The sequence below is a fragment of the Pseudomonas sp. 09C 129 genome, from assembly GCF_002843625.1.
GTDB lineage: Bacteria > Pseudomonadota > Gammaproteobacteria > Pseudomonadales > Pseudomonadaceae > Aquipseudomonas > Aquipseudomonas chlororaphis.
Map to the genome: position 1 here is coordinate 1 of NZ_CP025261.1, position 14,636 is coordinate 14,636.

At 63.8% G+C, this 14,636-nt stretch carries 9 protein-coding genes and 10 pseudogenes; 12 read left to right on the forward strand and 7 right to left on the reverse strand.

Annotation, left to right across the window (positions count from 1 at the left end; translation table 11 throughout):
* From CXQ81_RS31650 to pilG, 5 genes and pseudogenes are all read right to left on the reverse strand, one after another.
* Positions 1 to 288: pseudogene (locus CXQ81_RS31650) on the reverse strand (Hpt domain-containing protein); the annotation flags it as partial.
* An 11-nt stretch (positions 289 to 299) separates the two neighbouring features.
* Positions 300 to 2,381 (reverse strand): annotated as a pseudogene (locus CXQ81_RS00010) (methyl-accepting chemotaxis protein).
* A 98-nt stretch (positions 2,382 to 2,479) separates the two neighbouring features.
* A pseudogene (locus CXQ81_RS00015) lies at positions 2,480 to 3,015 on the reverse strand (chemotaxis protein CheW); the annotation flags it as partial.
* 11 nt (positions 3,016 to 3,026) lie between these two features.
* Positions 3,027 to 3,392, reverse strand: coding sequence for a twitching motility response regulator PilH (gene pilH / locus CXQ81_RS00020; RefSeq protein WP_007929961.1), 366 nt, complete (start codon positions 3,390 to 3,392; stop codon positions 3,027 to 3,029).
* A gap of 43 nt (positions 3,393 to 3,435) precedes the next feature.
* On the reverse strand, positions 3,436 to 3,843 hold the full coding sequence (pilG, locus tag CXQ81_RS00025; protein ID WP_007929962.1) for a twitching motility response regulator PilG: 408 nt from the start codon (positions 3,841 to 3,843) through the stop codon (positions 3,436 to 3,438).
* Between the two features lie 235 nt (positions 3,844 to 4,078).
* Here pilG and gshB point away from each other — a divergent pair.
* From gshB to CXQ81_RS00060, 8 genes and pseudogenes are all read left to right on the forward strand, one after another.
* Positions 4,079 to 5,051, forward strand: a pseudogene (gshB, locus tag CXQ81_RS00030) (glutathione synthase).
* 189 nt (positions 5,052 to 5,240) lie between these two features.
* Positions 5,241 to 6,139, forward strand: a pseudogene (locus tag CXQ81_RS00035) (TonB family protein).
* A 224-nt stretch (positions 6,140 to 6,363) separates the two neighbouring features.
* Positions 6,364 to 6,933, forward strand: coding sequence for a YqgE/AlgH family protein (locus CXQ81_RS00040; protein WP_053262979.1), 570 nt, complete (start codon positions 6,364 to 6,366; stop codon positions 6,931 to 6,933).
* Positions 6,933 to 7,100, forward strand: a pseudogene (ruvX, locus tag CXQ81_RS00045) (Holliday junction resolvase RuvX); the annotation flags it as partial. The gene CXQ81_RS00040 and the pseudogene ruvX, both read left to right, overlap by 1 nt.
* Positions 7,101 to 7,435: 335 nt before the next feature.
* Positions 7,436 to 7,683 (forward strand): annotated as a pseudogene (locus tag CXQ81_RS31370) (bifunctional pyr operon transcriptional regulator/uracil phosphoribosyltransferase); the annotation flags it as partial.
* A gap of 119 nt (positions 7,684 to 7,802) precedes the next feature.
* Positions 7,803 to 8,336: a hypothetical protein gene (locus tag CXQ81_RS31375; protein WP_256593494.1), complete on the forward strand. Its 534-nt coding sequence runs from the start codon at positions 7,803 to 7,805 to the stop codon at positions 8,334 to 8,336.
* Positions 8,270 to 8,680, forward strand: coding sequence for a hypothetical protein (locus CXQ81_RS31380; RefSeq protein WP_256593447.1), 411 nt, complete (start codon positions 8,270 to 8,272; stop codon positions 8,678 to 8,680). The genes CXQ81_RS31375 and CXQ81_RS31380 overlap by 67 nt, the downstream gene beginning before the upstream one ends.
* 52 nt (positions 8,681 to 8,732) lie before the next feature.
* Positions 8,733 to 9,900, forward strand: a pseudogene (locus tag CXQ81_RS00060) (dihydroorotase); the annotation flags it as partial.
* Between the two features lie 105 nt (positions 9,901 to 10,005).
* On the opposite strand, the pseudogene CXQ81_RS31385 reads toward CXQ81_RS00060, so the two are convergent.
* Positions 10,006 to 10,424, reverse strand: a pseudogene (locus CXQ81_RS31385) (NINE protein); the annotation flags it as partial.
* 250 nt (positions 10,425 to 10,674) lie between these two features.
* On the opposite strand from CXQ81_RS31385, the gene CXQ81_RS00070 reads away from it, so the two are divergent.
* Entirely contained in the window at positions 10,675 to 11,307 is a 633-nt protein-coding gene (locus CXQ81_RS00070; protein ID WP_007929981.1) for a C40 family peptidase, read from the forward strand.
* 76 nt (positions 11,308 to 11,383) lie between these two features.
* Here the strand turns inward: CXQ81_RS00070 and CXQ81_RS00075 are convergent.
* Positions 11,384 to 12,417: pseudogene (locus CXQ81_RS00075) on the reverse strand (type IV pilus twitching motility protein PilT).
* Positions 12,418 to 12,474: 57 nt separating this feature from the next.
* On the opposite strand from CXQ81_RS00075, the gene CXQ81_RS00080 reads away from it, so the two are divergent.
* Genes CXQ81_RS00080 through CXQ81_RS00090 form a run of 3 tightly spaced genes read left to right on the forward strand, consistent with a single transcriptional unit; the run spans position 12,475 to position 14,627 of the window.
* The gene (locus CXQ81_RS00080) at positions 12,475 to 13,173 is read left to right on the forward strand and encodes a YggS family pyridoxal phosphate-dependent enzyme (protein ID WP_101336191.1); all 699 of its coding nucleotides are present in this window, start codon (positions 12,475 to 12,477) and stop codon (positions 13,171 to 13,173) included.
* A gap of 34 nt (positions 13,174 to 13,207) precedes the next feature.
* Positions 13,208 to 14,026 carry a pyrroline-5-carboxylate reductase gene (gene proC, locus CXQ81_RS00085; protein ID WP_101336192.1) on the forward strand — a complete coding sequence of 273 codons (819 nt, stop codon included), beginning with the start codon at positions 13,208 to 13,210 and terminating at the stop codon, positions 14,024 to 14,026.
* A gap of 10 nt (positions 14,027 to 14,036) precedes the next feature.
* The gene (locus CXQ81_RS00090; protein ID WP_007929986.1) at positions 14,037 to 14,627 is read left to right on the forward strand and encodes a YggT family protein; all 591 of its coding nucleotides are present in this window, start codon (positions 14,037 to 14,039) and stop codon (positions 14,625 to 14,627) included.
* Positions 14,628 to 14,636 lie beyond the last annotated feature (9 nt).

Sequence of the window (14,636 nt, forward strand, 5' to 3'; positions counted from 1 at the left end):
TGATGGCTTGGCGCAGCAGATAGATCGCCTCGTCCCGCCGGCCACGCGGTACTCGCGCAGGGCCAGGGTCAGGGCTTCCATTTCTTCGGCGAGCAGCGCCGCACCATAGAACTCGACCATCTGCAGGCTGCCGTGGACCTGATGGATGCAGTCCAGGCACTGCTCGAGCGCTTCCACCGCCTGCGGCTCGTCGACCAGATGATCGAGCGCCTGGTGGGCCTGCTTCAGCGTTTCGGCAATTTCGCCCTTGACCCATTCCAGGGCCACATAGTCGTGCCGATCACCCATTACCATTCCCATCAAAGTCGTGCTCCGGCCTCAGCGGTTGTCCCGCGGCGTCTGCTCGCGACCGGCCGCAAGGTGAAACCGGACACCGAGCGCCGCAGCTGGCTGGCCATTTTCGCCAGGTTGCCGATGCTCTCGGCCGTCGCGGTCGAGCCGGACGAAGTCTGTGAAGTGATCTGCTGGATCACGTTCATGGTCAAGGATATCTGTCCGGCCGACGACGTCTGCTGCTGGGCGGCGTTGGAGATGCTCTGGATCAGCGCCGCCAGGGTCTTGGAGACGCCTTCGATTTCTTCCAGGGCCACCCCGGCATCCTGCGCCAGCCGAGCGCCGCGCACCACTTCCGAGGTGGTCTGCTCCATGGAGATCACCGCCTCGTTGGTGTCGGTCTGATCGCCCGCACCAGGGTCTCGATCTGCCGGGTCGCCGCCGAAGAACGTTCCGCCAGGCGCTGCAGCTCATCGGCCACCACCGCGAAGCCGCGCCCCCGGCATCCCCGGCCATGGAGGCCTGGATCGCCGCGTTGAGGGCGAGGATATTGGTCTGGTCGGCAATGTCATCGATCAGGCTGACAATGTCGCCAATTTCCTGGGACGACTCGCCCAGGCGCTTGATGCGCTTGGCAGTGTCCTGGATCTGCTCGCGGATGTTGTCCATGCCGTGGATGGTGTTGTGCACCACCTCGTTGCCCTTGTTGGCGATCTCCACCGAACGCTCGGCTACCGCCGAGGACTCGGCGGCGTTGGCCGACACCTGATCGATCGACTGGGCCATTTCGTTGATCGCGGTGGAGGCTTCGGAAATCTGCTGGGCCTGATGCTCCGAGGCTTCGGCCAGTTGCATCGCGGTGGCCTGGGTTTCCTGCACCGCGCCGGCGACCTGGCCGGCGGTGAGGTTGATGGTCGCCACCAGGTCGCGCAGCTGGTCCACGGAATAGTTGATCGAGTCGGCGATGGTGCCGGTGAAGTCCTCGGTCACCGAGGCGGTCACGGTGAGGTCGCCGTCGGCCAGGTCTTCGATCTCGTCAGGCAAACGCATGATCGCGTTCTGGTTGCGCTCGTTCTTCTCCGCAGTCTCGTGCAACTGGCGATTGGTTTCACGGACCATCACCAGGCCAATGAGGATGATCGAGGCCAGCGCAGCCAGGCCCAGGACATAACCGCCGATGGTGTCCAGCGAACGCCCGCCGGCCAGGTTCTCGAAGCCGATGGCCAGGTGCGAGGCCTCGTCGAGCAGGGTCTGCGACAGGCTGAAGATATTGCTCGCCGATTCGCGAACCTGGAACAGCTCAGGGGAGGTTTCGAGAATTTCGTCCACTGAGCCGGAGACGAACTGGAACAGCTCGCTGATCTCGGTCAGGCGCGCCCGCGCATCGCGGTCCTCGACCTGGCTGATCTTCAGGGTCGGGTTGCCCTGGAGCATGCCGCTGAGCACCTGGCCGAAACGCGCCGCGTCACGGCCGAAGACATCCGCGGCCTGCACCGCGTTTTCGTCGCCGGCCAGCACAGTATTCACGCGCCGAGAATGCGCTCGGCGAGCAACGACTGGCGTTGCGCCATGGCCACCTGGGCCGCCGGAGCGCCGCGCTGCAGGAGGATTTCCACGACCTTTTCATACTCGACCTGCAACTGCGGCACGGTTTCCGCCAGGGTCGCGGCCACCTGATGCAGGGACAATACGGTCTGTTCGCTGGCCAGGATCGCGTCGGCGTTGTGCAGCAGCTTGTCCCAGTCCTGCTGCACCGCGCGCATTTCCTGACGCACCGCCACCGGCGCGGCGGGCAGCCCGGTGGCCGGGTCGCCTTTTTTCAGGTAGCCCCAGCGCTGGGCGAAATCGTTGCGCGCATCGCCCAGCAGCTTGAATGCCGCGGCCTTGCCCGCCGCGGCTTCCGTGGCGTTCTTGGCGATGCGCTGGGACAGCACCCGCAACTCGCCGGCGTGGCCGATGTACTGCTTGTCGTACGTGGCCTGGGTGTTGAGATAAGCGAAGTTGGCGAACAGCAGCATGATGAACACGATCAGGGCGATGAACAGCACGATGATCTGCGAGCGGCTGCGCGATCCTTCCATTGGCTTGCCTGGGTTGGCTTTTAGCATCTGCACACCTGAACTCCGGTTGTTCTGTTGCCCGCGCCATGGACGGCGCGGTCCTGCAGGTTCATCGCGCAATATTCATCGCGAGCAGGTCTCGCGCCTAGCGCCACATCCAGGAACCCCGGCGACTGCGCCAGGGCGAAGGGACTGAATACCCACCAGACCTGCTCACACGGGAAATACCCCCGCAGGTACGGCGTGATGGCGCCCTGTCCGCTAGCGCTGGCCGCGGTTTCCAGGCTGCTCTGCTCGAAGTGCTGCATGCCGGCCACCTCGTCCACCATCAAGCCGGCGAACACCTCTTTGTGCTCGACCACCAGCACCCGCCGCTGCTTGCGCAGGGCCGACAGCTCATGGCCGAAGAACCCGCACAGGTCCATGATCGGCAGCAGCCGTCCGCGCAGGTTGGCCACGCCTTTCACCCAGGGCTTGACCCGGGCAGCAGGGTGTAACGGGGCTCGTGCAGGACTTCGCTGACTTCGCCCATCGGCGCCACATACCAATGCTCGCCGATGCGAAAGCCGATACCGCTCCAGCCGTGCTGGCGGGTTTCCTGGGAAGGCAGGTCGGCTGCCAGCAGGCGGCAGCGCTGGTCGATCTCGAGCAGCAGTTCGAAGGCGGTTTGCGACTCGGCCATGGCGCAGGCGGTCAGCCGGCCAGGACGCTGTTCAGGGTCTTGATCAGGGTGTCTTCGTCGACCGGCTTGGTCAGGTAATCCTTGGCACCCTGGCGAGTACCCCAGACCTTGTCGGTTTCCTGATCCTTGGTGGTGATGATGATCACCGGGATATGGCTGGTTTCCGCGTCCTTGGTCAACTGACGGGTCGCCTGGAAACCATTGAGGCCGGGCATGACGATGTCCATCAGGACCGCGTCGGGCTTTTCCTGGCGCGCCAGGGCCACGCCGTCGGCGCCGTTTTCGGCCTTCAGGACTTCATGGCCATGCTTTTCCAGCATGCCAGTCAGTTTGTACATTTCAGTCGGCGAGTCATCGACGATCAGAATACGAGCCATGGTCTTCCCCATACGAATAGGCGTGCGGCCCGCCGGCCGAACCTCAATGTGCTTGTTCTACTGCGGCGAACCCCGGCACATGGGCCTTGATCGCGCTCAGCAGCTCTTCCTTGCTGAAAGGCTTGGTCAAAAACTGGTCAGAGCCGACGATGCGACCCTTGGCCTTGTCGAACAGACCGTCCTTGGAGGACAGCATAATCACCGGCGTGGACTTGAACGCGCTGTTGTTCTTGATCAACGCGCAGGTCTGATAGCCATCGAGCCGCGGCATCATGATGTCGACGAAAATGATGCCCGGGTGGTTGTCGGCGATCTTGGCCAGGGCCTCGAAACCGTCGACCGCGGTGATGACTTCACAGCCCACATTCTTCAGCAGCGTTTCGGCCGTGCGGCGAATCGTCTTCGAATCATCGATCACCATCACCTTGAGGGCGCTGGATTGCTGTTCCATATCTGCTCTACCATCGCCACAGCGAATCGATTTTCTGCCCGTACTGGTGGCCAATGCCTCAAGCCCTTGATGTTCAAGGCCTGAGCACGGCATGCGAGCCTTTTTAGCATACTCTCCCCATGCAATCTATCGGCGACCGGCGCGGTGGTTTTTCCTTGACCGGGAACCGCCCGGACGCCACTCTGACGCCAATTTTGCAAGCCATTGCGCCCACTAATTTTCGAGGAAACCGCCCATGAGCGTTCGCGTCGGGATTGTCATGGACCCTATCGCCAGCATCTCCTATAAGAAGGACAGCTCGCTGGCCATGCTGCTGGCCGCCCAGGAGCGCGGCTGGACCCTGTTCTATATGGAACAGCGCGACCTGTACCAGGCGACCGGTGGCGTGGCCCGGGCGCGGATGCGCCCGCTGAAGGTGTTCGCCGACCCGCACAAGTGGTTCGAACTGGAAGCCGAGACCGACAGCGCCCTGAGCGAGCTGGACGTGATCCTGATGCGCAAGGACCCACCGTTCGACATGGAGTTCGTCTACTCCACCTACCTGCTGGAGCAGGCCGAGCGCGACGGCGTGCTGGTGGTCAACAAGCCGCAGAGCCTGCGTGACTGCAATGAAAAGCTGTTCGCCACCCTGTTCCCGCAGTGCACGCCGCCGACCATCGTCAGCCGTCGTCCGGACGTGTTGCGCGAATTCGCCGACCATCACGGCGACGTGATCCTCAAACCGCTGGACGGCATGGGCGGCTCGTCGATCTTCCGCCACACCGCCGGCCACCCGAACCTCTCGGTGATCCTCGAAACCCTGACCCAGCACGGCAAGCAGCAGATCATGATCCAGGAGTACCTGCCGGCCATCGTCGATGGCGACAAACGCATCCTGATGATCGACGGCGAACCTGTGGATTACTGCCTGGCACGGATTCCCGCCCAAGGTGAAACCCGTGGCAACCTCGCCGCCGGTGGCCGTGGCGAAGCCCGGCCGCTGACCGAGAAAGATCGCTGGATCGCCGCACAGGTCGGCCCGACCCTGCGCGAGAAAGGCCTGCTGTTCGGGGCTCGACGTGATCGGCGAGCACCTGACCGAAATCAACGTCACCAGCCCGACCTGCATCCGCGAGATCGACAACGCCTTTGGCACCAACATCGGCGCAATGCTGATGGATGCCATCGAGAAGAAGCTGCAAGCCGCAAGCCGCAAGCCACAAGCTTGATCGGCGTCACATGCAGCTTGTCGCTTGAAGCTTGAGGCTTACGGCTTGAAACCAACATTGCGCTATCATGCGCCGCCTGTGAAACGCGCGATGTTGGTCTTGTGATGCTTTTTGTGATGTTGAACCGCTGATGACTTTTGTGAACCGCTGATGACTTTTGTAAACCGCTGATGACTTTTGTAAACGCTGATGGCTCTCCCTTCCGATCTGCCCCCCGAGCTGGCTCACAGCGGCGTGCGCCGGCCGATCGCCTGGGGTTTACCCTGTTCCTGGCTGCCCTGCTGCATATCGCGCTGATTCTCGGCCTGGGTTTCTCCTTCGCCGAACCCAAGCAGATCAGCAAGACCCTGGAAATCACCCTGGCCACCTTCAAGAGCGAGACCAAGCCGAAGAAGGCCGATTTCCTCGCCCAGGAAAACCAGCAAGGCAGTGGCACCCTGGACAAGAAAGCGATCCCGAAGACCACCGAAGTGGCGCCGTTCCAGGAAAACAAGGTCAATAAGGTCACCCCGCCGCCTCCGGCGAAGACCGAGGTCAAGGAAGCCGCGCCCAAGGCCGCGGTCGCCACTACCGCGCCGAAGCCGAAAAAGACCGTCACCAAGCGTGAAGAGGTCAAGACCGAGGCCAAACCCAAGGTTCCCGTGCCGACGTTCGACAGCGAGCAGCTGTCCAGCGACATCGCCAGCCTGGAGGCCGAACTGGCCCAGGAGCAGCAGCTGTACGCCAAGCGCCCGCGCATCCACCGCCTGAGCGCGGCCTCGACCATGCGCGACAAGGGCGCCTGGTACAAGGATGAGTGGCGCAAGAAGGTCGAGCGCATCGGCAACCTCAACTACCCGGAAGAAGCCCGGCGCAAGCAGATCTACGGCAACCTGCGGCTGATGGTCTCGATCAACCGCGACGGTTCTCTGTACGAGGTGCTGGTGCTGGAGTCCTCCGGCCAGCCGCTGCTGGACCAGGCGGCGCAACGCATCGTACGCCTGGCGGCACCGTTCGCGCCCTTTACCGGCGACCTGTCGGATATCGACCGCCTGGAGATCATCCGCACCTGGAAGTTCGCCCGCGGCGACCGGCTGTCCAGCAACTGATTCCCTGCCTCTTGTAGCCGCTGCCGAGCCTGCGAGGCTGCGTACGGGCGCGTAGCGGCCGCAAAAAATGTCCATGCGGTGTGCCAGGCAAAACGTGCAGGCAGATTTGCGCCTGCCGCGCAGTCGTACGCAGCCTCGCAGGCTCGGCAGCGGCTACAGGATTCGTGGGGAATGAGAGCATCCCCAGCTTGTCAGTTCGCCCCTCCACCGCCACACTAGCGCTCATGAAAAACGTCAGCCCCAGCTACCTCAAGCATCACTTCCTGATCGCCATGCCGCACATGGCCGACCCGAACTTTGCGCACACCTTGACCTACATCGTCGAGCACAATGCCAATGGCGCCATGGGGTTGGTGGTCAACCGTCCGCAGGACCTGAACCTCGCCGATATCCTCGAGCAATTGCGCCCCGAGATCGACCCGCCAGCGCTCTGCCAGCATGTGCCGATCTTCATCGGCGGCCCGGTGCAGACCGATCGCGGTTTTGTCCTGCACCCCAGCGGCCCGACCTTCCAGGCCACGGTCGAGCTGGACGGCCTGTCGCTGTCGACGTCCCAGGACGTGCTGTTCGCCATCGCCGATGGCGTCGGCCCGGCCAAAAGCCTGATCGCCCTCGGTTATGCCGGCTGGGAAGCCGGGCAGCTGGAAGCCGAGCTGGCGGACAACGCCTGGCTGACCTGCCCGTTCGACGCCGACATCCTGTTCAACACCAGCAGCGAACTGCGCCTGGAAGCAGCGGCCAGGCACCTGGGCATCAACCTCGCCCTGCTGACCAGCCAGGCGGGCCACGCCTGATGGCCCTGCGACTGATCCTCGGGTTCGACTACGGCACCAAGCAGATCGGCGTGGCGGTCGGCCAGGCCATCACCGGCCAGGCCCGCGAGTTGTGCACCCTTAAGGCGCAGAACGGCGTGCCGGACTGGAATCAGGTCGAAGCCCTGATCAAGGAATGGAAGCCGGATCACGGTATGGCGACGTCGCAGATCTGAACCCATGACGAATCTCGGCCAAAAAACAAGGCAGTTGCGAAACCCGGTGCGCGCCCTGCTGGCTCGACGAAAACGCAGCGCTGTGCAACTGAAACGCCGAAAAGATGCGTCACCCCCGGGCCTCCTGGCCACAACACCAGCCGTAAGACCTGCGCCTTGCTGCATGCAACCAGGCGCGGGCCCACGAAGCAATCATGAGCCTGCCAATCCCGCCGAAGATCAGCCAGAGCCGTGCGTCTCACCGCCCACCCTCCCATCGCGCGGCATCCGCCGGTTCTCGCATCCGAACTGGCCAGCGACGCGCCGCTGGGATACCGCGACGACTTCAGCCAGAAGCAACGAGCTGCCGTTTCGAGGGCTTGATCCTGATCGACGACGTGCTGATCACCGCGCTGCCTCAACGACTGTTCGACTCCGGCCAGCGTGACCCTGGTCTGCCTGCTGGACCTGGACGCCCGAGCTGCCGATTCGTCCGAACGTGGTCGGCGCCACCCTGTCGCTGGCCGCCCACGAGCGGGTAAAATTGTCCGGTCCTGCGCCGCTTCAACTCGAGCTTCCTTTAATTCGCCCTAAAGAGTCCATTGACGCCTCTAGACGCCAAGCGCCCGCTGCAGCTCAACGATCAGGGCCAGCTCTCTCTCGCTCGACGGTCTGCGTCGCGAGCTGCTGACGGAAATCCTCGACACCGCCGACTCCTTCCTCGAAGTCGGCGCCCGGGCGGTGAAGAAAGTCCCTTTGCTGTGCAACGTGTTCTTCGAGAACTCCACCCGTACCCGCACCACCTTCGAACTGGCGGCCCAGCGCCTGTCGGCGGACGTGATCACGCTCAACGTGTCCACCTCCTCGGCCAGCAAGGGTGAAACCCTGCTCGACACCCTGCGCAACCTCGAAGCCATGGCCGCCGACATGTTCGTCGTGCGCCACGGCGACTCCGGGCGCGCACTTCATCGCCGAGCATGTGTGCCCGCAGGTGGCGATCATCAAGGCGACGGCCGCCACGCCCACCCGACCCAGGGCATGCTCGACATGCTCACCATCCGTCGGCACAAGGGCGGTTTCGAAAACCTCTCGGTGGCCATCGTCGGCGACATCCTGCACTCACGGGTGGCGCGCTCGAACATGCTGGCCCTGAAAACCCTGGGTTGCCCGGACATCCGCGTGATCGCGCCAAGACCCTGCTGCCGATCGGCATCGAGCAATACGGGGTGAAGGTCTACACCGACATGGCCGAAGGTCTGAAAGATGTCGACGTGGTGATCATGCTGCGCCAGCGCGAGCGCATGCAGGGCGGCCTGCTGCCGAGCGAGGGCGAGTTCTACCGCCTGTTCGGCCTGACCACCGCGCGCCTGGCCGGCGCCAAGCCGGACGCCATCGTCATGCACCCGGGCCCGATCAACCGCGGCGTGGAGATCGAATCGGCGGTGGCCGACGGTCCGCACTCGGTGATCCTCAACCAGGTGACCTACGGCATCGCGGTACGCATGGCCGTACTGTCCATGGCCATGAGCGGGCAGACCGCCCAGCGACAATTCGAGCAGGAGAACGCCCAGTGAAGCTCAGCATTCTCGGCGCCCGTGTCATCGGCCAGCGGAAGTCATCCCGGCCGCCATCGGCGCGCCGCGCCCGGCGGTTTTCAGCGTTGAAAGCCTCGACGCCAAGGGCCTGGTGGCCGCGCCCGGGCTGGTGGACCTGAACGTGCGCGAGCCGGGCTACAGCCGCAAAGGCACCATCGCCAGCGAAACCCGCGCCGCCGCGCCGGCCGTGGCGTCACCAGCCTGTGCTGCCCGCGCGCACCAAGCCGGTGCTGGACACCTCGGCGGTGGCCGAGCTGATCCTCGATCGCGCCCGCGAGGCCGCAACACCAAGGTGTTCCCAATCGCGCCCTGAGCAAAGGCCTGGACGGCGAACAGCTGGCCGAGTTGATCGCCCTGCGCGACGCCGGTTGCGTGGCCTTCGGCAACGGCCTGGAGGGCTTTCGCAGCACCCGCACCCTGTGCCGGGCGCTGGAATACGCGGCGACCTTCGACCTGACGGTGATTTTCCACTCCCAGGACCGCGACCTGGCCGAAGGCGGCCTGGCCCACGAAGGCGCCACCGCCAGCTTCCTCGGCCTGCCGGGCATTCCGGAAACCGCGGAAACCGTGGCCTGGCCCGTGACCTGCTGCTGGTGGAGCAAAGCGGCGTGCGCGCCCACTTCAGCCAGCTGACCAGCGCCCGGGGCGTGGCCCTGATCGCCCAGCCCAGGCCCGCGGCCTGCCGGTGACCGCCGACGTGGCGCTGTACCAGCTGATCCTCACCGACGACGCGCTGATCGACTTCTCCAGCCTCTATCACGTCCAGCCGCCGCTGCGCTCGCGCGCCGACCGCGAAGGCCTGCGCGAGGCCGTGAAGTCCGGGGTGGTCCAGGCCATCTCCAGCCATCACCAGCCCCACGAACGCGACGCCAAGCTGGCGCCTTTCGGCGCCACCGAGCCGGGCATCAGCAGCGTCGAGCTGCTGCTGCCACTGGCCATGACCCTGGTGGAAGACGGTCTGCTCGACTTGCCGACCCTGCTGGCCCGCCTGAGCAGCGGCCCGGCCGACGCCTGCGCCTGCCAGCCGGCAAGCTGGCGGTGGGCGCTCCGGCGGACCTGGTGCTGTTCGACCCGAGCACGTCCACGGTGGCTGGCGAACACTGGTTGTCGAAAGGCGAGAACTGCCCGTTCCTCGGCCATAGCTGCCGGGCGTGGTGCGCTACACCCTGGTGGATGGACGGATCAGCCACAAGGGCTGACGGCCATGATCGCGAGCAAGCTCGCTCCTACAGGTACGGCGCAGACCCATTGGCGCCGCACTTCTTCGGTAGGAGCGAGCTTGCTCGCGATGGCGCTCCTGTATTCAAACGCCGCTGCGCGTTACGCAACGACACCTGGTCGTTCAGCGTCCAGAAGTCATACAAGACCCCCAGAAAGAACACCCCGCCAGTCAGCAGGTACAGCAGGCCGCTGATCCATTTGCCCTGATACATGCGGTGCACACCGAAGATCCCGAGAAAGGTCAGGAGGATCCAGGCGACGCTGTATTCGATGGGTCCCGGGGTAAAACGCAGGTCGGCCTCGCGGTCCATGGCCGGGATCAGGAACAGGTCGATCAGCCAGCGATGCCCAGCAAGCCCAGGGTGAAAAACCAGATGGTTCCGGTAACCGGCTTGCCGTAATAGAAGCGGTGGGAGCCGGTAAAACCGAAAATCCACAACAGGTAACCGATCACCTTGCTGTGGGTGTCATGGGTCGAACCGTCCGGGCGATAGGTGTTCATTGAGTACCTCGTTCCACGCAATAGATAAATTTTCTTTAATTCTTTGTGACTTTTTTACAGGCAGCCGACGTGTGGCAAATGTTAAGGTCGCTGCCATGAAACCCTTGTACTGCCTGACTTCTGTCGGACAATTGCGTCAATTTGCCGCCTCTTCAGCGAATTTGACCTCCAGGTTGAATCGACCAACGGCCTGAGAAGTGACAAAAAAGCTGTTATAAAGTTGCGCGCTAACCCATATGAGCCTTGCCTAATGCGTCCATTTTTCAAGACATGGCTAACCATTTGCCTATTGATGCCACTGGCTGCCCACGCCACCAATCGTGAGCAACGTCTTCCCAACGTGAACGGCTTCACTCCAAAAGCCCACGTCACCCAAATCAGCAAGAACAGCTCCAAGAACAAGCTGTCGGTCAAACGCCCGACTCACCTGAGCAGCGTCAGCAGCAAGCCGGTACCGCAGATGGCGGCCAAGCAGAGCAGCACCGTGCTCAGCCGTGCCGTCAACGTACTGGGTACTCCTTACCGTTGGGGCGGCAGCAGCCCAAGTAAAGGCTTCGACTGCAGCGGCCTGGTGAAATACGCCTTCAACGACGTCGCCGCCGTCGATCTGCCGCGCACCTCGAACGCCATGGCCAGCGGTCACGGGCAGAAAGTCGAGCGCAAGGACCTCAAGCCTGGCGACCTGCTGTTCTTCAACCTCAAGAGCCGTCGGGTCAACCACGTCGCCATCTACCTGGGCAACGATCGCTTCATCCACGCGCCGCGTCGCGGCAAGTCGGTGACCATCGATACCCTGAAGAAGCCGTACTGGGACAAGAACTACGTAGTGGCCAAGCGGGTCCTGCCAAAAGAGCAGAACACCCTGCGCATCGTTCAGCGCTGATCGCCCTCCCTGATCGCGAATCATCGAGCCACCACGCTCGATGGCTCGCGATTGCATTGGCCGCCCCGATACCTCTTCAAATACTGTCCGGCGCCCGCGCCTTTTCCCGGGCGTGCTCCCGGCTGACCAGCCCCGCATCCACCAGTGCCTTCAGGCTCATGTCCAGGGTCTGCATCCCCAGCGCCCCGCCGGTCTGGATCGCCGAGTACATCTGCGCCACCTTGTCCTCGCGGATCAGGTTACGGATCGCCGCGCTGCCCAGCATGATCTCGTGAGCCGCTACCCGGCCTCCACCGATACGCTTCACCAGCGTCTGGGAAATCACCGCCTGCAGCGATTCCGAGAGCATGGAGCGAACCATCGCCTTCTCCTCGGCCGGGAACACGTCCACCACCCGATCCACGGTTTTCGCCGCCGACGTGGTGTGCAGGGTGCCGAACACCAGATGCCCGGTCTCCGCGGCGGTCAGCGCCAGGCGAATGGTTTCCAGATCGCGCATTTCCCCTACCAGAATCACATCCGGGTCTTCGCGCAAGGCGAGCGCAAGGCCGTGGAGAAGCTGCGGGTGTCGCGATGCACCTCGCGCTGGTTGATCAGGCACTTCTTCGATTCGTGGATGAACTCGATGGGGTCCTCGATGGTGAGGATGTGCTGGTGCCGGTGCTGATTCAGGTGATCGATCATCGCCGCCAGGGTGGTCGACTTGCCCGAGCCGGTCGGCCCGGTCACCAGCACCAGGCCGCGGGGCACTTCGCTGATGCGGCGAAAGACCTCACCCATGCCCAGTTCGTCCAGGCCCGGCACCTTGGCCGCAATGCTGCGAAAGACCGCGCCACCGCCGCGCTGATGGTTGAAGGCATTGACCCGAAAGCGCGCCAGGCCCGGCACCGCGAAGGAAAAGTCGATTTCCAGCGCGGCCTTGAACTCGGCCCGTTGCGGATCAGTCATGCTGGCCAGGATCAGCTCATGCACCTGTTGCGCCTCCAGCACCGGCAGGTTTATCCGGCGAATATCGCCGTCGATGCGAATCATCGGCGGCAAACCGGCCGAGAGGTGCAGGTCCGAAGCGCCCTGTTTGACGCTGAAGGCCAGCAACTCAGTGATATCCATAGCGTTCCCCAATTCCAGTAGAATGCCGCGAACCCAAGACCCGCTGGCGTACATCGAATGTCCACGATAGCAGACAACATCGCCCTGGTTAGCGCACGGATCCGTGCCGCGGCGCAGGCCTCGCAACGTGACGAAAGCAGCATCCATCTGCTGGCCGTGAGCAAGACCAAGCCCGCCGCGGCGCTGCGTGAAGCCTACGCGGCCGGTCTGCGCGACTTCGGCGAGAACTACCTGCAAGAAGCCCTGGGCAAACAGGCGGAACTTGGCGACCTGCCCTTGAGTTGGCACTTCATCGGCCCCATTCAGTCGAACAAGACGCGAGCTATCGCCGAGAACTTCGCCTGGGTGCATTCCGTGGATCGCTTGAAAATCGCTCAACGCCTGTCCGAGCAACGCCCGGCCGACTTGCCGCCGCTGAACATCTGCATTCAGGTCAATGTCAGTGGCGAGGCCAGCAAATCTGGCTGCACACCGGCCGACCTGCCGGCCCTGGCCAGCGCCATCAGCGCCTTGCCGCGCCTGCAACTGCGCGGGCTGATGGCGATTCCCGAGCCGACCGAAGATCGTGCCGCCCAGGACGCCGCCTTCGCGGCCGTGCGCAGCCTGAACGACAACCTGCGCGAAAGCCTGGACCTGCCAACCGACACACTTTCCATGGGCATGAGCCACGACCTCGAAGCGGCCATTGCCCAGGGCGCCACCTGGGTACGTATCGGTACCGCTTTGTTTGGCGCACGCGATTATGGCCAGCCATGACTGTGGCGGCCTCACCTCTGAATAAGGACCTGTCATGAGCAAGACTCGTATCGCCTTTATCGGCGCCGGCAACATGGCTGCCAGCTTGATCGGCGGCCTGCGCGCCAAGGGCCTGGACGCCAGCCAGATCCGCGCCAGCGACCCGGGCGCCGAAACCCGCGCCAAGGTCCAGGCCGAGCACGGCATTGAACTGTTCGCCGACAATGCCGAGGCTATCGCCGGCGTCGACGTGGTGGTGCTGGCGGTCAAGCCACAGGCCATGAAGGCCGTGTGCGAAGCCCTGCGCCCCAGCCTGAAACCGCACCAGTTGATCGTGTCCATCGCCGCCGGCATCACCTGCGCCAGCATGAACAAGTGGCTCGGCGAGCAGCCGATCGTGCGTTGCATGCCCAATACCCCGGCCCTGCTGCGCCAGGGTGCCAGCGGCCTGTACGCCACCGCTGCGGTGAGCGCGGCGCAACGCCAGCAGGCCGAAGAACTGCTGTCGGCCGTGGGCATCGTCCTGTGGCTGGAACAGGAGCAGCAACTGGACGCGGTGACCGCCGTGTCCGGCAGCGGTCCGGCGTATTTCTTCCTGCTGATCGAAGCCATGACCGCCGCCGGCGAGAAACTCGGCCTGCCACGGGAAACCGCCCGCCAACTGACCCTGCAGACCGCGCTGGGCGCGGCGCACATGGCGGCCTCCAGCGACGTGGACGCGGCTGAACTGCGCCGCCGCGTGACCTCGCCGGCCGGGACCACGGAAGCCGCGATCAAGTCGTTCCAGGCCAGTGGCTTCGAAGCCCTGGTGGAAAAAGCATTGGGTGCCGCCGCGCACCGCTCGGCCGAGATGGCCGAACAACTGGGCCAATAAGGAGGCAATGATGATTGGATTGAACACTGCGGCGGTGTACGTGCTGCAAACCCTGGGCAGCCTGTACCTGCTGATCGTGCTGCTGCGCTTCGTGCTGCAACTGGTACGCGCCGACTTCTACAACCCGCTGTGCCAGTTCGCCGTGCGCGCCACCCAGCCGCTGCTCAAGCCGATGCGCCGGGTCATCCCGAGCCTGTTCGGCCTGGACATGTCGTCGCTGATCCTGGCGATCGTCGTGCAACTGCTGCTGATGGCCCTGACCCTGCTGCTGACCTACGGCACCACCGGCAACCCGCTGCAACTGCTGATCTGGTCGATCATTGGCGTGACCGCGCTGTTCATGAAGATTTTCTTCTTCGCCCTGATCATCAGCGTGATCCTTTCCTGGGTCGCCCCGGGCAGCCATAACCCGGGCGCCGAGTTGGTCAACCAGATCTGCGAGCCGGCCCTGGCGCCGTTCCGCCGCATCCTGCCGAGCATGGGCGGCCTGGATATCTCGCCAATCCTGGCGTTCATGGTGCTCAAGCTGATCGACATGCTGGTGATCAACAACCTGGCGGCCATGACCATGATGCCGGAAATCCTGCGTCTGCTGATCTGACCCGGCCTC

Excerpts from the sequence above, each read along its gene's own strand:
- pilH (WP_007929961.1), bottom strand. The coding sequence starts at position 3,392 with ATGGCTCGTATTCTGATCGTCGATGACTCGCCGACTGAAATGTACAAA.
- pilG (WP_007929962.1), bottom strand. The coding sequence starts at position 3,843 with ATGGAACAGCAATCCAGCGCCCTCAAGGTGATGGTGATCGATGATTCG.
- CXQ81_RS00040 (WP_053262979.1), top strand. The coding sequence starts at position 6,364 with ATGAAAAACGTCAGCCCCAGCTACCTCAAGCATCACTTCCTGATCGCC.
- CXQ81_RS00070 (WP_007929981.1), top strand. The coding sequence starts at position 10,675 with ATGCGTCCATTTTTCAAGACATGGCTAACCATTTGCCTATTGATGCCA.
- CXQ81_RS00080 (WP_101336191.1), top strand. The coding sequence starts at position 12,475 with ATGTCCACGATAGCAGACAACATCGCCCTGGTTAGCGCACGGATCCGT.
- proC (WP_101336192.1), top strand. The coding sequence starts at position 13,208 with ATGAGCAAGACTCGTATCGCCTTTATCGGCGCCGGCAACATGGCTGCC.
- CXQ81_RS00090 (WP_007929986.1), top strand. The coding sequence starts at position 14,037 with ATGATTGGATTGAACACTGCGGCGGTGTACGTGCTGCAAACCCTGGGC.